Source organism: Brevibacterium siliguriense (assembly GCF_900105315.1).
GTDB lineage: Bacteria > Actinomycetota > Actinomycetes > Actinomycetales > Brevibacteriaceae > Brevibacterium > Brevibacterium siliguriense.
In genome coordinates, this window is sequence record NZ_LT629766.1 from 3,534,188 (window position 1) to 3,552,532 (window position 18,345).

At 65.4% G+C, this 18,345-nt stretch carries 15 protein-coding genes and 1 tRNA gene; 4 read left to right on the forward strand and 12 right to left on the reverse strand.

The features are described 5' to 3' along the window. Positions 1–40: 40 nt before the first annotated feature. Positions 41–113: transfer RNA gene (locus BLU88_RS15890), tRNA-Thr, on the reverse strand. 210 nt (positions 114–323) lie between these two features. Here BLU88_RS15890 and BLU88_RS15895 point away from each other — a divergent pair. After that, positions 324–1,442 (forward strand): M20/M25/M40 family metallo-hydrolase, encoded by a 1,119-nt coding sequence (locus tag BLU88_RS15895; RefSeq protein ID WP_092016084.1) that lies wholly within the window; start codon positions 324–326, stop codon positions 1,440–1,442. A 34-nt stretch (positions 1,443–1,476) separates the two neighbouring features. On the opposite strand, the gene BLU88_RS15900 is transcribed toward BLU88_RS15895, so the two are convergent. Continuing rightward, positions 1,477–2,634, reverse strand: coding sequence for a DNA polymerase III subunit delta' (locus BLU88_RS15900; protein WP_092016087.1), 1,158 nt, complete (start codon positions 2,632–2,634; stop codon positions 1,477–1,479). A gap of 1 nt (position 2,635) precedes the next feature. Further along, positions 2,636–5,575 (reverse strand): dTMP kinase, encoded by a 2,940-nt coding sequence (gene tmk, locus BLU88_RS15905; protein ID WP_092017568.1) that lies wholly within the window; start codon positions 5,573–5,575, stop codon positions 2,636–2,638. Positions 5,576–5,705: 130 nt separating this feature from the next. Between tmk and BLU88_RS15910 the strand changes: the two genes are divergently transcribed. Then, complete coding sequence (locus BLU88_RS15910; RefSeq protein WP_407922857.1) at positions 5,706–6,440, forward strand: lipoate--protein ligase family protein; 735 nt, start codon at positions 5,706–5,708, stop codon at positions 6,438–6,440. Between the two features lie 9 nt (positions 6,441–6,449). After that, positions 6,450–6,944 carry a GNAT family N-acetyltransferase gene (locus BLU88_RS15915; RefSeq protein ID WP_092016089.1) on the forward strand — a complete coding sequence of 165 codons (495 nt, stop codon included), beginning with the start codon at positions 6,450–6,452 and terminating at the stop codon, positions 6,942–6,944. A gap of 101 nt (positions 6,945–7,045) precedes the next feature. On the opposite strand, the gene topA is transcribed toward BLU88_RS15915, so the two are convergent. Together topA and BLU88_RS15925 are read right to left on the reverse strand one after the other, a co-directional pair. Continuing rightward, positions 7,046–9,895, reverse strand: a complete 2,850-nt coding sequence (gene topA / locus BLU88_RS15920; RefSeq protein WP_092016096.1) for a type I DNA topoisomerase — start codon at positions 9,893–9,895, stop codon at positions 7,046–7,048. 168 nt (positions 9,896–10,063) lie between these two features. Next, entirely contained in the window at positions 10,064–11,719 is a 1,656-nt protein-coding gene (locus BLU88_RS15925; RefSeq protein ID WP_231939465.1) for a methyltransferase, read from the reverse strand. A gap of 34 nt (positions 11,720–11,753) precedes the next feature. Here BLU88_RS15925 and BLU88_RS15930 point away from each other — a divergent pair, with 34 nt between their 5' ends. Beyond that, entirely contained in the window at positions 11,754–14,030 is a 2,277-nt protein-coding gene (locus BLU88_RS15930; protein ID WP_092016098.1) for a DEAD/DEAH box helicase, read from the forward strand. A 9-nt stretch (positions 14,031–14,039) separates the two neighbouring features. Here the strand turns inward: BLU88_RS15930 and BLU88_RS15935 are convergent, their stop codons facing one another. The 7 genes from BLU88_RS15935 to BLU88_RS15965 form a co-directional block, all read right to left on the reverse strand. Further along, positions 14,040–14,357, reverse strand: a complete 318-nt coding sequence (locus BLU88_RS15935; protein WP_092016100.1) for an Rv3654c family TadE-like protein — start codon at positions 14,355–14,357, stop codon at positions 14,040–14,042. Continuing rightward, a complete protein-coding gene (locus tag BLU88_RS15940) occupies positions 14,354–14,740 on the reverse strand; it encodes a TadE family protein (protein ID WP_092016103.1) in 387 nt (128 codons plus the stop codon). The genes BLU88_RS15935 and BLU88_RS15940 overlap by 4 nt, the downstream gene beginning before the upstream one ends. 6 nt (positions 14,741–14,746) lie before the next feature. Then, positions 14,747–14,992 carry a DUF4244 domain-containing protein gene (locus BLU88_RS15945; RefSeq protein WP_092016106.1) on the reverse strand — a complete coding sequence of 82 codons (246 nt, stop codon included), beginning with the start codon at positions 14,990–14,992 and terminating at the stop codon, positions 14,747–14,749. A gap of 187 nt (positions 14,993–15,179) precedes the next feature. Further along, positions 15,180–15,782 carry a GNAT family N-acetyltransferase gene (locus BLU88_RS15950; protein ID WP_092016110.1) on the reverse strand — a complete coding sequence of 201 codons (603 nt, stop codon included), beginning with the start codon at positions 15,780–15,782 and terminating at the stop codon, positions 15,180–15,182. Between the two features lie 89 nt (positions 15,783–15,871). Further along, on the reverse strand, positions 15,872–16,462 hold the full coding sequence (locus BLU88_RS15955; protein ID WP_092016113.1) for a type II secretion system F family protein: 591 nt from the start codon (positions 16,460–16,462) through the stop codon (positions 15,872–15,874). Between the two features lie 2 nt (positions 16,463–16,464). Continuing rightward, entirely contained in the window at positions 16,465–17,160 is a 696-nt protein-coding gene (locus tag BLU88_RS15960; protein ID WP_092016116.1) for a type II secretion system F family protein, read from the reverse strand. Next, the gene (locus tag BLU88_RS15965; RefSeq protein WP_092016120.1) at positions 17,157–18,329 is read right to left on the reverse strand and encodes a TadA family conjugal transfer-associated ATPase; all 1,173 of its coding nucleotides are present in this window, start codon (positions 18,327–18,329) and stop codon (positions 17,157–17,159) included. Before BLU88_RS15965 ends, BLU88_RS15960 begins: the two co-directional genes overlap by 4 nt. Positions 18,330–18,345: the final 16 nt, after the last annotated feature.

An 18,345-nucleotide genomic window follows, 5' to 3' on the forward strand; every position in this document is an offset into this window, starting at 1 on the left:
CTCTGATCATCATTTCTGCTGATCAGAGGGGCTGTTGCCGAGCCGCCTGCGGGAATCGAACCCGCGACCTATTCATTACGAGTGAATCGCTCTGCCGACTGAGCTAAGGCGGCAACCGAACCAACTTTAGCCAACTTCTCTGCCAGCGGTCAAAACGAAGATCGCCCTCCTCGGCGGTTCCGACAGAGAGCTTCGTCACCCCCTCGCCGATAGGCGAAAGTCGAGCACCGGGCCCGCCTTCGAATGGGTGCCACCGGGCCTGGTCTCGACACCCGTTAACCTTGAAAGGACAGTTGGTGCACAAATACGCGGGAGAGACATCCATGGCAGAGTTCGACTCCGACGACTTCATGAGCGATTTCCAGGCGCTCATCGAATGCGAGTCGTTCTCCAACGACCTCTCTTCGCTGGCCCGCAGCGCCCGACTCGTCTCGCGCATCGGCACCGGAATGCTCGGCGCAGCGCCTCAGATCATCGAGACCGACGGTCACCCGCATGTGCTCTGGCGATTCGGCACCGGCCCGCGCAAGGTCGTGCTCATCGGCCACCACGACACCGTCTGGCCCACTGGCACCCTCGCCGACTTCCCGTACTCGGTCAATGACGGAGTGGTCCGCGGACCAGGCGCCGATGATATGAAGGGCGGGCTGCTCATCGCCATCTATGCGCTGTCGATGGTCCGCGCCGAACTCGGCAGCCTCGACGGCGTCAGCCTCCTCATCACCGCCGATGAAGAACTCGGCTCACCAGGCTCACGGCAGATCATCGAAGACGAAGCGCGCGAAGCGAAGGCTGCTCTCGTCTTCGAAAGCGGCGCCTCAGACGGTGCCGTCAAGATCGCCCGCAAGGGGGTGGCGATCTACCAACTCGAAGTCACCGGTCTGGCATCGCATGCCGGAGTCGAACCGGAAAAGGGCATCAACGCCACCATCGAGGTGGCCAACCAGGTCATCGAGATAGCTGCACTGCACAAACCTTCCGTCGGCACCTCCGTCGTCCCGACCGTGATGACCAGCGGATCGACCACGAACACCGTTCCGGCCAAAGCTGTCGTCGGCATCGACTCCAGAGCAGCCTCGGCGAATGAACAGGTACGCATCGATGAGGCTCTGCGGGCCCTGACGCCCACAGTCGCCGGGGCGAAGATCGAACTCAAAGGCGGAATCAACCGCGCTCCGCTCGAAGAGGACATGGCGATGGGCCTCTATGCCCGAGCTCAACGGCTGGCCGGTCGGCTCGGACATCCCCCGCTGCGGTCGGTCGCCGTCGGCGGAGGATCTGACGGCAACTTCACCGCCGGAGTCGGCACCCCGACCCTGGACGGTCTGGGCACAGTCGGCGGAGGATCCCACGCTCGCACCGAACATGCCCTGCAGATCTGGATACCCCGCCGCATCGAACTCACCGCCGCACTCGTCACAGAGCTCCTCGGCGAAGTCTGAGGGACCGACCCCCGGCAGTTCGGACGTCTGGCGCTCAGATCGCGCCGGTGCGGTCTTCCTGCAGCCACGGATTCGACAGCAGCACGAACGCCGCTTCGACGATGAGAACCGGCGACATGTTCGTCTGCAGACGCTGCCGGGCTTCGGTGATGGCGTCGATGCGCAGCAACGTGGTGTCGGGACCGTCTCGGTTCGCCTGTTCGGCAATGAGGTCGACTTCGCCTGCATTGATCCACCCGTCTCGGATCCCCAGCTGGTACATGAGGATGTCGCGGTAGAGGCTCATGAGTTCGAGGAAGATCCGGTCGAGCTCATCGTTGCGCGCCCGCACCGAACGGCGTTTCTGCTCTTCTTCAAGCTTCCTGATCTGTGCTCGGGCTGAGGGTGGAATCGTCTTCTCCCCCTCGACCCCCAATGTGGTCAGAAGCTGAGTCCGCTCGGCGGCATTGCGTTCTTCGACTCGTGATTTCGCGGTCTCTGCGGCGGCATCGACGATGCGACCAGCCAATCGGATCGTCGCCCCCACGGAGGTGAGTTTTCCGGGAATGGCGAGGATCTGCTTCCGCTCGGCATCGGCCGACTCGTTGAGCGCCAGGTATTTCGCGCGCCCGATGTGATTCTGGGCCACGGCCGCAGCCCAATGGGCACGGTCCTCAGAGACGTTGTCACGCTGCATCAGCAGCTGCGCCACGGCATCCCGCGAGGGGATGCGCAGGCGCACAGGCCGACACCGCGATCGGATGGTGGTGAGCACATCGATCGGACTCGGCGCGCACAGCAGCCACACGGTTCCCGGAGGCGGCTCTTCGATGGCTTTGAGCAGCACGTTCGCGGTGCGCTCCATCATCCGATCGGCATCTTCGATGATGACGACACGCCATTTCGAGTTCACCGGCGACGCTTGTGCCTTGGACACGAGCTCACGGACCTCTTCGATCGAGATGACCGATTTCTGCGTCGACATGATCGTCAGGGACTCGTGATGGCCCGACAGCACGCGGGCGGTCACTTCGTTGGATTCCGTGCCCCCGGAGATGAGGGCGGCGGCGAAAGCGCGTGCCGCATTCGACCGGCCAGACCCGGGCGGTCCGGTGAACAGCCACGCATGGGTCATCGCCGCCGGGTTGTCGAGGGCGTAGCCGAGCTGGGTGATGACGTCATCCTGGCCGACGAGTTCGTCGAAGACGCTCACTTCAGGATTCCTCCGGGTTGGTGAAGCGACGGTTGCTGCGTTCGCGCTGCCTGCGCAGACGCTCCCGCGCCTGACGTTCGATCTCGGCCTGGGCCTGCAGCCGTTCACGGCTCATCTGGCGTGCACTGCGAGCTGGCAGAACCGTGGTCTCTGCGTCCCCGTCGTCGGCCGGGTCGTTCCCGCCATCTGCAGAGTCATCAGCTGCGTCATCCGCGCCGGCCTCAGCAGTAGGTTCGGAGCGGTGTACGACGCGAGTTTCGGCTTCTTCGGGGTCGACGCGGTTGACGATCCGGGTCTCGGCATCGTCGTTTGCTGCGATTCGATCCGTCGGTACGCCGTCAGCCTCGTCGCTGTCGTCGACGAGGGACTCCGAGGTGGTCCCGCTGGCCGGCAGGACCGTGGTCGCAGCATCCTCATCGGAACGGTTCACGTTCTCATCGGAACTGCGCGAGTCCTTCGATTCCAGAAATGACGGGAGTTCCTCCTCGTCGTCTTCCGAATCCCGGTCCGAGGTCTCGTCTGCAGGTTCCGGAGTACCCGGAGCATCGGACTGTTCCGCACTCGCCGAGGCGGCCGGATCCTCTCGCAGATCGGCGCCGAGGTCGACACGTTCGGTGGGAACGGCACCAGAGATCTCGGCCTCGGCGTCGGTGATGGCGGAGGGAACGAAGCGATCGCCGGAGGCAGGGACGAACCGCGGTCCACGTTTGTGCACCTCGTCGTCGCTGTCGCCGTCGTCGCTTGCGTCTGTGTCGTCTGCGGCGGCTGCGTCTGTCTCATCTCTGCCGTCGACCGAATCGTTTTCAGCCCCGCGGTCATCGACCGCATCGGCGGAGGAGACAGCGGAGTCCGCGTCGTCCTTGTCATCGCTCGTCCCGGACACGTCGTCTTCGGGCTCGGTCCCGGCGGCCACGGCTGCGATCGGCACGGAAGTGCGTTCCGGACCGCTGTCGGCCTCAGCAGTCGACGTTGAGGCGGGGGCCGCCTCGGTGCCGGGGTCGCGCTTGACCAGGGTCTGCGGAAGGCGGGCGCGGATGGCCGCGAGGATCTCCTCGGTGAGCTCATCGGCACTGACCGATGCGTCGAGGACAACGTACCGGTCGAGTTCCTTGTGCGCACGGGACAGATAGGTCTGGCGCACCCGCTGGTGGAACTGCTGATCCTCCTCGTCGAGGTAGTTGCTGTCACCGCGCTTGCCCATCCGCTCGGCCGCGACCTCGGGTTCGATGTCGAGGACGATCGTCAGGTTCGGCACGAGTCCCTGGGTGGCCCACTGGCTCAGCGCGAGGATCGTCTTCTCGTCGAAGCTGCGGCCGGCCGACTGGTAGGCGATCGTCGAATCGATGTATCGGTCGGTGATGACGATGTTTCCGGCGTCGAGGCTGGGGTCGACCAGTGACGCCACATGGTGGGCACGGTCGGCTGCGAAGAGCAGGGCTTCGGTGCGCGGGCTCGGCGGATCCGAGTCGAAGAGGACGGAGCGGATCTTCGTTCCCAGTTCGGTGCCGCCGGGTTCGCGTGTGGACTCCACGTGATAGCCGTCATCGGCCAATGCAGCGGAAATGCGTTTGATCTGCGTGGACTTGCCTGAGCCGTCTCCGCCTTCGATGGCGATGAAGAACCCGGCGCCGAGGCGTTCGGCCGAGTTTCCGAGTCCGCCGGCCGCAGTCTCGGGCGGGCTGGGCGGACGGAAGCCGTGGACGATATCGACGGACAGCCCCTGCAGCTTGTGCGGGTCGAAGGTGAAGAGTCCGATGACTCCGGCGATGAGGGCGGCGATGCCGAAGATGAGGAACGCGACGTCACTGGGTGCCAGAACCCAGTCGGGGCTCGAGCCGACTTCGACTGTGCCTCCGAGGTCGAGCGCGTTGATCGCCAGTGCCAGGCCGGCACCGGCGACGGCACCGTAGCGGCGGGAGAAGTCATAGGGCTGAGCACGCACGCCGATGCCGACGAGGAACGCGATCGCAGCCGAGAGCACGACCTTGCCGGAAAGTTCGTTGATGCTGCCGGTAGCCAGCAGCAGCACACCGGAGACGAGCAGAGCGAAGGTGGACACGCGCGGACGGGACATTCCGGGCGCGAAGGTCGGTCCCATCTCGAATCCGATGGCCCAGCCGACGAGGCAGCAGGCGATGATGACCGCGAAGCCGGCCTGACCGTAGCCGTGGCCGATCGCCGTCGGCTGAGCGAGCATGAAGGTCGCACCGAGCACGACGAAGAGACCGATGCACACCCACGGGTTCGCGATCGCCTCGGCGGGACGGGCCACCCGGGCCTTGAGTTCGGGGAACTGCCCGGTCGTCGCGGACTCCGCGTGCAGGGCACGTTCAGGAGTGAGGAAGATGATGACGGAACCGGCGGCCATGCCGATGCCCACCAGCAGAGACGCCCAGCCGAGTGCTTGGGTTCCCGCAGCGGAGCCGCCGAGGATCTGGAAGGCGCAGGAGACGAAGACGAGGACGGCTGCAGGGATACCGACTCGACGCCATGGCTTCTCGTGTCTGAAAGGGTTGATGCTCATGAGCAGGCCCACCACGGCACCGAGGAACAGTGCCGCGACCCAGGTCAGCCAGGCGCTGGGAGCGAGGCTGAGGACGACGAGGAGCGCGGCTTCGACGATCGCGGAGATCGACAGAGCAGTCTTGCGCACCGCCGGCGGTCGAGAGGCGAAGACCTTGGCGGGGATGAAGAGGCCCGCGCAGGAGAGAGCGAAGACGATGAGCAGCGACAGGCTGCCCATCTGGTTGTCGATTTCTCCGGCGCTGAGGGACTCCCCCATGGCGGTGAAGGCGCGTCCGCCCACCGTCGCGACGAGTCCGCTGGTTCCTGCCACGACGTAGCTGATCGCGACAAGAACGATCAGGGCACCCCAGGCGGCGGTCTCGGTGACCAGGCGGCCGGGGGCTCCGGGCAGTCGGTGTCCTGTAGTCGTCAACATGCTCACAGCCCTACACTATCTGCCCGAACTGACATATCTCTTGGAAACGAGTGCGATCTGCGACAACCCGAACCGACCCCGAGTCTGACGATCCTCTACCCTTGAACTCGTGCACACAGACAGACTGGCGATGACCACGGTGGCCGCAGAAGGCTTGAGCCCGGTGGAAGAGCTCGCGTTCGCTCGCGTCCTTCTCGATTCGGTCAAGGCCGGACGTCGCGGGGCGACTCTGCGGATGTACCGACCGGCTCCGACTTTGGCGTTCGGTGCTCGGGATCGTTTCCTGCCCGGTTTCGCCACCGCCATCGAAGCGGCCCGGGACCACGGGTTCACGCCTGCTCTGCGCAGCCTCGGCGGGCGTGCGGCTGCCTACCATCCGGGGTCCCTGGTCATCGATCACATTGAACCGAGTGATTCGTTCATCACGAACACCAACGCACGGTTCACCGGTTTCGGTCAGGACTATGTCGAGGTGCTGCGGAGGCTGGGCATCGATGCCCGCCTCGGCGAGATCCCCGGCGAGTACTGTCCGGGTGAGCACAGCGTCAACGTGGCCGGGCGGATCAAGGCGATCGGGACCGCGCAGCGTGTGGTCTCCGGGGCGTGGCTGTTCTCGTCGTCCGTCGTCGTCGAGGATCCGGATCCGATCCGCGCGGTGCTCACCGATGTCGAAGCCGCCCTCGGGATCGATTGGGATCCGTCGACGGGCGGATCGATCAGCGAGATCCACCCCGAGGTGACGATCGATTCCGTCGCCGAGGCGTTCGCCGCCTACTACGCCGACGCACATCCGGATACGCCCCTATCCCCCACCGCCGAGGAGCTGGCCGAGGTGGCCGCCCATGCGGACAAGCACCGACTCTGAGGACTCACCATGACCGTCACCATTCGTGAAGCAGAACCGACCGACCTGCCCGACATCCTGCGGCTCGTACACGCGCTGGCCGTCTATGAGAAGGAACCGGACGCAGTCGAAGCCACCGAAGCGGACTTCGCGGCTGTGATGTTCCCCGAGAATGGTCATGCGAACACGTTCGGCCTCGTGGCCGAGTTCGCCGGCGAGGTCATCGGCATTGCGATCTGGTTCCATTCGTTCTCCACCTGGACGGGCAGGAACGGCATCTGGCTCGAGGACCTCTTCGTGGCTCCTGAACATCGCGGTTCGGGAGCGGGCAAGGCGCTGCTCGGCCGGCTGGCACAGATCTGCCAAGAGCGTGGGCTGCCCCGGCTCGAATGGTGCGTGCTCAAATGGAACAAGCCATCGATCGGGTTCTACGAATCGCTGGGCGCGAAGCCGCAGGACGAGTGGGAGACCTACCGCCTCGACGGCAAGGCGCTCACCGACTTCGCGGATTCATCGCGCGGCTGACTTCGTCCCTGATGCCAAGGGAGCAGAGACGACTTCCGCCCTCTGCCTGATGCTTCAGACAGAGGGCGGAAGTGAATGCTGCGGACTCGGCGGCCGAGGCCTCAGGGGGTCTTCGGCTTGGCCGTGCTCGTTTTCTTCGCTGCCGTGGTCTTCGACGCTGTCGACTTGGACGCCGTGGTCTTCTTCGCAGCAGTGGTCTTCGACGCTGTCGACTTGGACGCCGTGGTCTTCTTCGCTGCCGTCGTCTTGGCTGCCGTCGTCTTGGCTGCCGTCGTCTTCTTGGCAGGTGCCTTCTTCGCCGGAGCCTTGCGCGTCGTCGTCTTCTTCTTCGCCGGGCCCTTCGCGCGCTTCTCAGCGAGCAGAGTCGCGGCTCGCTCGAGGGTCACGGCTTCAACGGAGTCGTCCTTGCGCAGAGTCGCGTTCGTCTCACCGTCGGTGACATAAGGTCCGAAGCGGCCGTCCTTGACGACGACGGGCTTCTTCGTCTCCGGGTCTTCACCGAGTTCCTTGAGCGGTGCCGCGGCACGCCGACCGCCGCGCTGCTTCGGCTCGGAATAGATCTTCAGCGCCTCTTCGAGGGTGATGTTGAAGATCTGCTCCTCATCCGTCAGGGAGCGGGAGTCCGTGCCCTTCTTCAGGTACGGTCCGTAGCGGCCGTTCTGCGCGGTGATGTCCGTGCCCTCTTCATCCTGGCCGACCACACGCGGCAGGCTGAGCAGTTTGAGCGCGGTCTCGAGGTCGATCGAGTTCAGATCCATCGATTTGAACAGGGAACCGGTGCGCGGCTTCGGTTTCTTCGCGCCCCGCTTCGGCTTCTCCTCGGGCTCGGGCAGCACCTCTGAGACATAGGGTCCGAAACGGCCGTTCTTCGCCACGATGGTGTGTCCGGTCTCCGGGTCGACTCCGAGCTCACGGTCGCCGTCGCCCTGGGATTCGATGAGTTCGGCCGCCTTAGCCGCCGTCAGCTCATCGGGTGCCAGATCGTCGGGAACGGAGACCCGCTTCGGGTCCTCGCCTTCCTTCTCCGAGGCGACCTCGAGGTAAGGACCGTAGCGGCCCACGCGCAGGTTCACACCTTCGCTGATGGCGACGGTGTTGACCTCGCGGGCATCGATATCGCCGAGGTCGTCGACTATGGCCTTGAGTCCCTCCCGGTCCTGGTCCTTGTCGCCGAAGTAGAACCCGGCCAACCAGTCGTTGCGGTCCTCTTCGCCCATCGCGATCCGGTCGAGTTCGGATTCGAGGTCGGCAGTGAACGCGTAGTCGACCAGACCCGTGAAGTGCTCCTCGAGCAGACGAACGACGGAGAACGCCAACCAGCTGGGCACAAGTGCATTGCCGCGAGTGGTCACGTATCCGCGGTCCTGGATGACGGAGATGGTCGCCGCATAGGTCGAGGGACGGCCGATGCCGAGCTCTTCGAGCTGCTTGACCAGGCTGGCTTCGGTGAAACGCGGCGGCGGAGCGGTGGTGTGTCCGTCGGCTTCGGCCTTGACGACCGACAGCGACTGGCCCTCTTCGACCTGCGGCAGCCGCGACTCACCGGACTTCGTGTCGTAGCGAGATGCATCCTGACCCTCTTCATATGCGGCGAGGAATCCGCGGAAGGTGATGACGGTGCCGCTGGCGCTGAATCCGGCCTCATGACCGTGGGCAAGAGCCGCGCTGACCTTGATGGTCGCGGTCTTGCCCTTCGCATCGGACATCTGGCTGGCGACGGTGCGCTTCCAGATGAGGTCGTAGAGTCGGAACTCATCACCGTTCAGCTGCTTGGACACCTGCGCCGGGGTGCGGAAGGAGTCACCGGCGGGACGGATCGCCTCGTGGGCCTCCTGCGCCGACTTCTGCTTGCTCGCGTACTGGCGCGGCGACTGCGGAACGAATTCGGGGCCGTAGAGTTCGGTCACCTGCTTGCGGGCGGCGGCGATGGCCTGACCCGACAGCGCCGAGGAGTCAGTACGCATATAGGTGATGTAGCCGTGCTCATACAGCGACTGGGCGGTGCGCATCGCCTGACGGGCGCTCATACGCAGTTTGCGTCCGGCCTCCTGCTGCAGGGTCGAGGTCGTGAACGGCGCGGCCGGGCGGCGGGAGTACGGCTTCGACTCCACCGCGGTCACCGTCAGCGCGTTCTTGGCGCTGCCGTTGAGTTCCGCGGCCAGGGATTCCGCGCGTGCCTGGTCGACGATCGTCGTCGAGGTGTTCTTCAGCTCGCCCTTGTCGTTGAAGTCGCGCCCGCTGGCCACCCGCGACCCGTCGAGGGTGGTGAGGTTCGCGGCGAACGGGTTCGTCCCGTCCGGCAGGCCGAGATCGATGTCGAGGTCCCAGTAGTCGGCGGGCACGAAGGCCATGCGTTCGCGTTCGCGTTCGACGACGAGTCGGGTGGCCACGGACTGGACACGTCCGGCCGAGAGCCCGGCACGGATCTTGCGCCACAGAACTGGTGAGACCTCGTAGCCGTAGAGACGGTCGAGGATGCGGCGGGTCTCCTGCGCATCGACGAGTGAGGTGTCGATTTCGCGGGTGTTCTCCAGGGCACGTTCGATCGCCTCGGGCGTGATCTCGTGGAAGACCATGCGCTTGACCGGGATCTTCGGCTTGAGGACTTCGAGCAGATGCCAGGCGATGGCCTCTCCCTCGCGGTCCTCATCCGTTGCCAGATAGAGTTCGTCGGCGTCTTTCAGCAGACGCTTGAGTTCGGTGACCTTCTTCTTCTTGCCCGGATCGATCCGATAGTAGGGATCGAAGTTGTTGTCGACATCGACAGCGAACTTTCCGTACGGCCCCTTCTTCATATCCGCGGGCAGCTCAGAGGGGGTGGGCAGGTCGCGGATATGGCCGACGGAGGCCTCGACGTCATAACCGTCGCCGAGGTATCCCACAATCGTTCGCGCCTTCGTCGGAGACTCGACGATGACGAGGCGACGGGGCTTCTTCTCGGTTGTGGTCACGCTTTCACATTCCTCTCACGGCATCGTTTGCCTGCTGCAACGGGCGATCCGGCCCAATGTAACACTGTTGATCAGACACGTTCCTCATCGGCCCTTGCGGCCCGGCGACCGCCCGGACCTCGTCCGGTATCGGCTCGGACACGGGGTCAACGGTTTCCGATCCTATCCCTATTCCACGGCCGACCGAGTCGTCGAGGTCTCGACGGAACCGCTGTCGGGCAGCAGTGCACCCGCCGCGCACAGGGCTCTGACTTGTGCCACTAGCTGATCTTCCAATGCGGTGGGATCAACCTCGAGAAGCTGTGCCAGAGCCCCGGCCGTCTGCCTCAGCGTCAGCGTCCCATCCGCGACGGACACGAACCCGGCCAGCGCCGTGTCGAGGTCGAAGACCTGCCCGAATCCGATCCCCTGTTCCAAGGTGATCGAGTTGGGTTCCGGTGCTCCGGGAACGAAATGACGATGTTCGACGAGGTCGGGTGAACGGGTGAATGCGGTCGCCGCGATCTCCTCCGGTCCGGCCGATGCCAGCCAGGATCGGATCGCGATGATCGTGGTGAGGAACTCCGCGAGCCCGTGCGGATTGTTCGCCGGCGCCGAGGTGACTCTGACCCGGGTCTTGAACACTCCCTCGGCTAACCCCGACGGTCCACGGTCGAAACCCGACATGTTGTCGCCGACCGTGGAGTCAGAAGAGTCAATCGTTGGCACATCGTTATCGGACCGAGTCATCAGCACGTACCCGAAGACGATTTCGTCCACAGCTCTGGTGGCGAAGTCGTCGATCCATGCCGCAGCTGCCTCGTTCCAGGCGGTGCTGGAGCGAGGGATTCCTCCGTCGCGGATCCACGTCTCAGCGTAGGCGATGGGGTCGAGTGCCTCGCGTTCGATGACGAACACCGAGGTGTCGTCATCGCCGACCCATTTCTCCGGTCCTTCGTCCTTCCCCGAGGCAGCCTCCCAGTTTCCGAGGCAGACGCTGCGTCCGCCCGGGGTGAGGTGCGCAGGGATCTGGGTGAAGAGCTCACGGACGAGGTGGTCGCCGGTCCTTCCGCCGTCCCGGTATTCGAAGGTGGTGTCCGTGCTGCGCGGGGTGATGACGAACGGCGGATTCGACACGAGCAGATCCACGGGTTCGCTCAGCGGTTCGAGGAGAGACCCGTGCCGGAACTCGATCGTCGTCACACTGTTGAGTCCGGCCGAGAGTTCGGCCAGGCGCAGAGCTCGGTGGGAGATGTCGGTGGCGATGACCCGGTCGCTGTGGCGGGCCAGGAGAAGCGCTTGGATTCCGCAGCCGGTGCCGATGTCGGCGGCCGTACCCACATGGTCGCGCGGGGTGATGGACACCAGAGTGCGGCCGGCGCCGCCGAGTCCGAGCACGAACTCGCCGTCGAGGACATCCGGGGTGGTCAGAGTGCCGTGGTCGGCCACGAGGTAGAGGTTCTCGTCCCCGGAACGGAAGCCGCGCGGTACACCGAGCGGGAGATCATAGGGGGTCAGCGCGAACGGGGCGGTCACCTCGTCGTCCACGGCGATCAGCCCCGCCTCGGCGGCGGTGTCGAAGGACTCCCCCAGCAGGGCCCGGACCTCGGTGACCGGGACGGCGCGGTGGAAGTGGAAGAGCAGAGCAGCGCAGGCCATTGCGCGCTCGGCCGCCGTCGACGACTCATCGTCCAGCACCCGGGTGCAGTGGTGGATGGCGGGTGCGGCATTGTTGCGCAGCAGCGCCTCCGAGGTCGCGGCACCCCAGAACTGGCGCAGCCGCGGTTCGGTGTATCCGGAACGGTAGAGGGTCTCGCCCAGGTGGGCCAACGGCAGATCAGTCACAGAAGAATCCTAGCGACTGCGCCATAATTGGCTCATGGCCTCCTCCGCTCTTCTCGACATCGTCACCGGTTTCGGTGCCCGGGATGAGCGGATCGTCCATGTCCGCGACATTCCGCAGCGTTTCGAACGCGACGCCGAGTGGCCGGACTGGATCGACGATGAGCTCAAGCACGCATGCCACTCCATCGGCGTCGATGCCCTGTGGCAGCACCAGCTCGAGGCTGCGCAGACGGCCAGGGACGGTTCCGACGTCGTCATCGCCACTCCCACGGCTTCGGGTAAGTCATTGGGATTCTGGCTGCCGGTGCTCGAAGCGATCCAATCGACTCGCGGGAAGCTGCGCACCGCCTCGGCGATCTACATCGCGCCGACGAAGGCCCTGGCCGCCGACCAGTTAGCCAAGCTCGAACGGTTCGTCATCCAGGGGATGCGTCCGGCCAGCTATGACGGGGACACCGCGCAGGTCTCGAAGGACTGGGCCAGACGCCATGCGAACATCATCTTCACCAACCCGGACATGCTCCACCGCAGCATCCTGCCACAGCATGAGCGCTTCGCCCGGATGTTCAAGAATCTGCGCTTCATCGTCATCGATGAGGCCCACCGGTACCGCGGAGTGTTCGGATCCCATGTCGCGCTCATCCTCCGCAGACTGCTGCGCATCGCCGCCCATTACGGAGCGGCACCGGTCGTCATCGGAGCCTCGGCAACGATGGCCGACCCGGATGCGGCCTTTGCGAAGCTGACAGGGCGGCCCGCGCATGCGGTGACCGAGGACTCGTCCCCGCGGGCGGCCGGCAGTTTCGCCCTGTGGGAGCCTCCGGTGTCTCCCGGCGGCGACCGACGCAGCGGTCTGGTCGAGGCCGCCGATGTCATCACCGATTCGATGTGCGCCGGCTTCCGGTCGATCACGTTCATCGCCTCCCGCCGCGGCACCGAAGCCCTCGCGCAGACGGTCCGCGACCAGGTGGGGCAGGTGGATGAGACCCTGATGGGCAAGGTCGCCGCTTACCGGGGCGGGTATCTGGCCGAAGAGCGCAGGATGCTCGAGACCGCTCTGCGTTCGGGTCAGCTGCTGGCCGTGGCGTCGACGAATGCCTTGGAGCTGGGCATCGACATCTCCGGGCTCGACCTCGTCATCATCTCAGGCTGGCCCGGAACACTGGCTTCCCTGTGGCAGCAGGCGGGACGTGCCGGCAGGGCCGGTCAGCGGTGGATGGCCGTGTTCATCGCCCGCGATGATCCGCTCGATACGTTCGTCGTCCATCATCCCGCAGTCATCTTCGACTCTCCCGTCGATGCCGGTGTCATCCATCCGGGCAATCCGCATGTGCTCTCCGGCCACCTGTGTGCGGCCGCCGCCGAGGTGCCTCTGAAGTCGGCCGACCTAGTGCACTTCCCGGACAATTCGTCCGAGGTCATTGACGACCTCGTGGAGCGGAAGCTGCTGCGGGCACGACCGACCGGATGGTTCTGGGCCAAAGACCAACCTGCGACCGATCTGTCCGATATCCGCGGTTCCGGCGGCAGACAGTTCAGTCTGGTCGAGGCGAGCACCGGCACCCTGCTGGGCACGGTCGACGAATCGGGAGCACATACCGGCGCCCACCCGGGAGCGGTGTATACGCATCAGGGCATCGACTTCACCGTCCTCGATCTCGACCTCGAGGATCGGATCGTCGCCGTCGAACGCGCCGAGGTCGACTACACGACTCAGCCGCGCTCGCAGACGGAGATCTCGATCGTCGATACGGATGCGCAGCGCGTTCTGCCCTCCGGGGTGGCTGTGTGCAGCGGCACCGTCGACGTCAAGGATCAGGTCGTGGCCTATCGGATGCGGGCCAAGCGCGGTGGGGCGATCATCGCCGAACACGAACTCGACCTGCCGGAGCGCACTCTTCGGACAAAGGCCGTGTGGTGGACGGTCCCGCAGAACCTCCTCGACGAGGCCGAAGTCGTCTCCGGCGACCTGCCCGGCGCCGTCCATGCTGCCGAGCATGCCTCGATCGGTCTGCTGCCGCTCTTCGCCGGCTGTGACCGTTGGGATATCGGCGGCGTGTCGACGGCACTGCATGCCGACACCGGATTAGCGACGGTGTTCGTCTACGACGGACTGGCCGGCGGCGCCGGCTTCGCCGAACGCGGCAGCGAGGTCATCGAAGAGTGGCTGGGCGCGACCCGGGATGCCATCGCCGCATGTGAGTGCATCGAGGGCTGCCCGTCGTGTGTACAGTCGCCGAAGTGCGGCAACGGGAACGAACCGTTGGAAAAGGACGCTGCGCTGCGGCTGCTGCGCACCGTGCTCAGGTAGCGAAGCCCGTCATCTACCGGCGACAGCCTCCTCCCTGACCTTCGGCAGAGGCCCGGGGATGTCGACTTCGATGACGACATAGGCAGACTGTTCACCTAGCGAGGCACGGCAGTCCTTGAGACGGCCGCCATTGCGTTTCGCGACCTCCTTCGCCGTCTCACACGGTTCTCCGGTGGCCAGTCCCCGGACTGCGTCCGCGGCAGCGAGTGCCGCCAGGTCTGCGGCGCTCTGCGCCCGGCTGTGAGCGACAAAGGCCTGGCTGAGGCTGCCGATGGCGGCGACGAGGACGAACACGATCGAGCAGAATCCCACGACGAGGTTCGTCATGACGGTCCTCCTCTGTCTCCTTCGAACCGCGCGGTGGCATTTGCGTCGACGGTGTCGAGGAAGAAGATCGCGGCCGGCAGTTCGATCGTGACGGTGACGACCGAATATCCTCCGTCGGCTCGGACGCGAACCGTTGAGGAGTCACCCGCGTGCTTCTTCGCTTCGGACACGACTGCGGCTTGGGGTTCGCCACGGGCGATCTCACGGGCCGCGGACCGTGCCGCGTCGAAGGCTCGCAGCTGAGAGAATCCGACCGCGGCGGCTCCCGTGAGCAGCACGATGAGAAGCACGACGGCGGGCATGACGACGGCGAACTCTGCCGTCGCCGTTCCCGTATCGCTTTCCCCTCCTCGCTGCCGCGCACGGGAGCGTCCGCGTGCCATGACGGTTCAGCTTCCCAGCCCGAGCGCCGAGGAGATGACCCCGGTGATGAGTTCTTTGATCGGTTCGGATTTGAGGACCACGACGAGCAGTGCGGCGAAACCGCATGCTGCCAGAGTGGTGATCGCGTATTCGGCGGTGGTCGCTCCGGTGTCGGAGTCCCAGAACTCTTCGATCGCGCTGTGGTCCTCGACAGGTTCGATCTGCCCCGTCGGCGGATCGTCGATCTCCGGGGGCGGTGATGTAGTGGCCATGCTCTCCTCCTTGGCTGAAGCGCCGTTCGCACTCTGCGAGCGGACCTTCAGCCTGGGAGTGAGCGCACTGCCGTGTCCAGGGTCGGAATATGGCCTGTGGAAAGGGGTTCTGCATCCACAGGCTCACCGTGGTCGAGTGGAGAGTCCGTCCACAGGAAAAGGCGTACGAGTCAGCGGCTCCGGCGCATCAGCTGTTGCCGGCCCAGTCGTCTCTGAGGATGGCCATGATCACTTCGTCGTGGCGACGGCCGTTGAAGAACACTGCTTCCCGTCGACGGCCCTCTTCGACGAATCCGGCCTTCGTATAGGAGGCGATTCCGCGGGTGTTGAATGCCCATGTCTGCAGCTCGATGCGGTTGAGTCCCAATTGGAGGAACCCGTATTTCACGGCCAGTCGCACCGCATCCGAACCGTATCCGCGGCCGTGGAATTCGGGGCCGAGGACGATCGCCAGAGTTGCCGACTGGTTGATGGGGTTGCGTCCGTAGAGGGTGACGTGGCCGACGAACTCTTCGGTTTCGGTCAGTTCGATGCTGAAGCCGACTGCTTCGCTCGAGGTGTTCGCGCTCCACTGCGAGAACTGTTCGGACACTCCCCCTTCCGGCCGTGGCAGAACCGTGTGGTTCTGCAAGACGACGATCGAGGGATCGAACCACCACTGTTCGAGATACGGCAGATCATCCTCCCTCAAGGGGCGCAGACGCACGGATCGACCGACGAAGAGGTTCTCGGCGTAGTCCTCGGCTTGTTCGACATTGGACAGCTGATTGAAGGGTGTGACCGGTGCCATGTTCCGAGCCTATCGGTCGAGCCTGAAAACCAGGTCACCGCCGTTTCAGGACCGGGCGAAAACAGCGCCCGGCGACGACCGTGCACACGTCAGAAGAACACGGTCGTGAGATCGGAGAGCAGCGAGATGAGCACCGGGACGACCGAGAGCAGCAGGAACGCCGGCAGAATGCACACTCCCAAGGGCAGCACCAGCTGCACACCCAACGAGGCGGCCGCCTCCTGCCGGCGTCGGCGGGAGGAAGCACGCAGCTCCTCAGCCACGGACTCGATGAGAGGTGCCGGGCCGACACCTGTGTGTTCGGAGAACTCGAAGACCTCGAGCACGGGCAGCAGCCGGTCATCGTCGGCGAGTCTGCGTCCCCCGATCGTCATCGCACGGGCGATTCTCTGCAGGCCCGATCGGTCGTCGGTCGCATCGGCGGTCAAGGTCAGCGCCACGGGTATCGGCAGACCCGAAGTCAGGCAGATCGCCACGAGGTCGAGGTCGAACGCCAGCTGATCGTCGGCCACCGCCCGCGCGGTCCCCGATCCCGGCAATTCAGCCTCCCGGTCGGTCGCCTCGGTGCCGGTGGGTTCGACCCTGCTCTCACTGAGGAGGCTCTGCAGTCGCCCGCGGGTCGATCCGGACCATAGGAGTACGCCCAGTCCGACACAGACTCCGATGAGCATGGGAAGCATGGTCACCTCTGTGCCCGCAGCATCATCGTCCGCATCCACCATCGGCCGGTCCCGTACAGCACGATTCCGGCTCCGATGCTCAGCTGTCCGGGCAGCCCGGTGATCAGTTCGAGAGGTCGGACGCCGATGAGCAGGCCGAGACCGACGCCGATGAGCGGCAGCCAGCTGAGCACCCGCACCGTCGACCTCGGTCCGGCCATGGCGATGCGGCGTTCCCGTTCGGCGTCGAGGGCGTCTCTCTGAGCTGCCGCATAACGCAGGATCATCTCGGCAGCAGGTGCTCCGGAGCGTTCGGACACCGTCCACACGGCGGCCATTCCGGACAGCACATGAGCGGCGGTCTCCGACAGCGCGCTGCTTCGGGTGGCGATGGCGCGTCCGGGCTCTTCGCCCAGGGAGATCGCTCGTGAGATCGGGGCCAAAGCGTCGTTGTGACGACTCAAGGTGGTCATCACCGCCTGCGGAGTCATCCCCACTTTGAGCAGGTGAGCGCAGTTCTCCACTGCGGCGATCGCCCACAGGCGTTCGGCCTGATCATCGTCGGTGTGGCCGCCTCGGCGAAAGAAGGCACGCGCCCTGTTTCGCACCGACTCACTGCCCTCGGCACGGTGCAGGAGCTCCCGCAGTCTGGACCCCGGATCCGGGGGTGCTGCGAGGATGATCCCTGCAGCGATCAGGGCGGCGGTGACGATGATCATCGGGCGGATTTCTGCTCGAGAACGGCTTCGAACCGGGCCAGGGCACGCCGATTGACGGTGCCCGTCGTCGACGGCGAAGGGCGACCCCACACCGGTTCCATGACTACTCCCCCGGCTCCGGTTCTCGTCGGGATCGCCAGTTCCGTGATTCCCCGTTCGGAACCGGTGCGACGCAGATGGATGACGAGGTCGATGGCGGTGGAGAACTGTGAATACACGGCGTCCGGGCTCATCTTCGCCAGAGCACCGAGCGCGGCCACCCGGCTGGGCACGGCCTCGGCGGTGTTCGCGTGGATAGTCGCGCACCCGCCCTCATGACCGGTGTTGAGAGCGGTGAGCATGTCCCGGACCTCGGCGCCACGGCATTCCCCGACAACGAGGCGGTCGGGCCGCATCCGCAGGGCGTTGCGCACGAGGTCGGTCAGGGTCACCTCGCCGCCGCCTTCTACATTGGCCTGTCGGGTGGCGAGCTGGACGGTGTGCGGGTGGGTGACGATGAGCTCGCGGGAGTCCTCGACGATGACGATGCGCTGGATCGTCTCGACCAGTGACAGCAGAGCGCCGAGAAGGACGGTCTTTCCTGTGCCCGTGCCGCCGGAGATGAGGATGTTCGCACGGGAGGTGACCGCCTCGGCGATGAGGGGGCTGATCTCATCGGGGACGAATCCCTCGGCGCAGAGCTGGGAATAGGGGAATCCGGCACGTTTGGGCACGCGGAAGCTGATCGTCGTCGTCTCCCCGGAGATGGGTGGGACGATCGCGTTCATCCGCACCCCGTCGGGCAGGCGCACATCGACATAGGGACTCGAATCGTCGAGGCGGCGCCCGCCGAGTGCGGCCAATCGCACCGCCAAGGACCGCACGTCCTCTTCGGACCCGAGCGTGAGGTCGAGCAGGCGGGGTCCGTCACCGGTGTCAGCGAAGATCTCGCGCGGCCCGTTGACGAATACGTCCGTGGTGCCGGGCACTTCGAGGACGGACTGCAGGGGTCCGGCTCCGGACAGCTGCGCGGACAGTCGGTTGACGAGTTCGAGCAGGGCGGAGGAGCCGAGCACGCGTCCGGTGCGCTGGACCGCCTCGGCGACGGCAGCTGTAGTCACCGGTCCCGGGTTGTCGAGCAGCGTTTTGCGGACATCGGCGACCAGCGAGGCGTCGAGCCATTCGCTCATTCCACCCACTCCCCAG

Excerpts from the sequence above, each read along its gene's own strand:
- BLU88_RS15895 (WP_092016084.1), top strand. The coding sequence starts at position 324 with ATGGCAGAGTTCGACTCCGACGACTTCATGAGCGATTTCCAGGCGCTC.
- tmk (WP_092017568.1), bottom strand. The coding sequence starts at position 5,575 with ATGTTGACGACTACAGGACACCGACTGCCCGGAGCCCCCGGCCGCCTG.
- BLU88_RS15910 (WP_407922857.1), top strand. The coding sequence starts at position 5,706 with ATGACCACGGTGGCCGCAGAAGGCTTGAGCCCGGTGGAAGAGCTCGCG.
- BLU88_RS15915 (WP_092016089.1), top strand. The coding sequence starts at position 6,450 with ATGACCGTCACCATTCGTGAAGCAGAACCGACCGACCTGCCCGACATC.
- BLU88_RS15930 (WP_092016098.1), top strand. The coding sequence starts at position 11,754 with ATGGCCTCCTCCGCTCTTCTCGACATCGTCACCGGTTTCGGTGCCCGG.
- BLU88_RS15935 (WP_092016100.1), bottom strand. The coding sequence starts at position 14,357 with ATGACGAACCTCGTCGTGGGATTCTGCTCGATCGTGTTCGTCCTCGTC.
- BLU88_RS15940 (WP_092016103.1), bottom strand. The coding sequence starts at position 14,740 with ATGGCACGCGGACGCTCCCGTGCGCGGCAGCGAGGAGGGGAAAGCGAT.
- BLU88_RS15945 (WP_092016106.1), bottom strand. The coding sequence starts at position 14,992 with ATGGCCACTACATCACCGCCCCCGGAGATCGACGATCCGCCGACGGGG.
- BLU88_RS15950 (WP_092016110.1), bottom strand. The coding sequence starts at position 15,782 with ATGGCACCGGTCACACCCTTCAATCAGCTGTCCAATGTCGAACAAGCC.
- BLU88_RS15955 (WP_092016113.1), bottom strand. The coding sequence starts at position 16,462 with ATGCTTCCCATGCTCATCGGAGTCTGTGTCGGACTGGGCGTACTCCTA.
- BLU88_RS15960 (WP_092016116.1), bottom strand. The coding sequence starts at position 17,160 with ATGATCATCGTCACCGCCGCCCTGATCGCTGCAGGGATCATCCTCGCA.
- BLU88_RS15965 (WP_092016120.1), bottom strand. The coding sequence starts at position 18,329 with ATGAGCGAATGGCTCGACGCCTCGCTGGTCGCCGATGTCCGCAAAACG.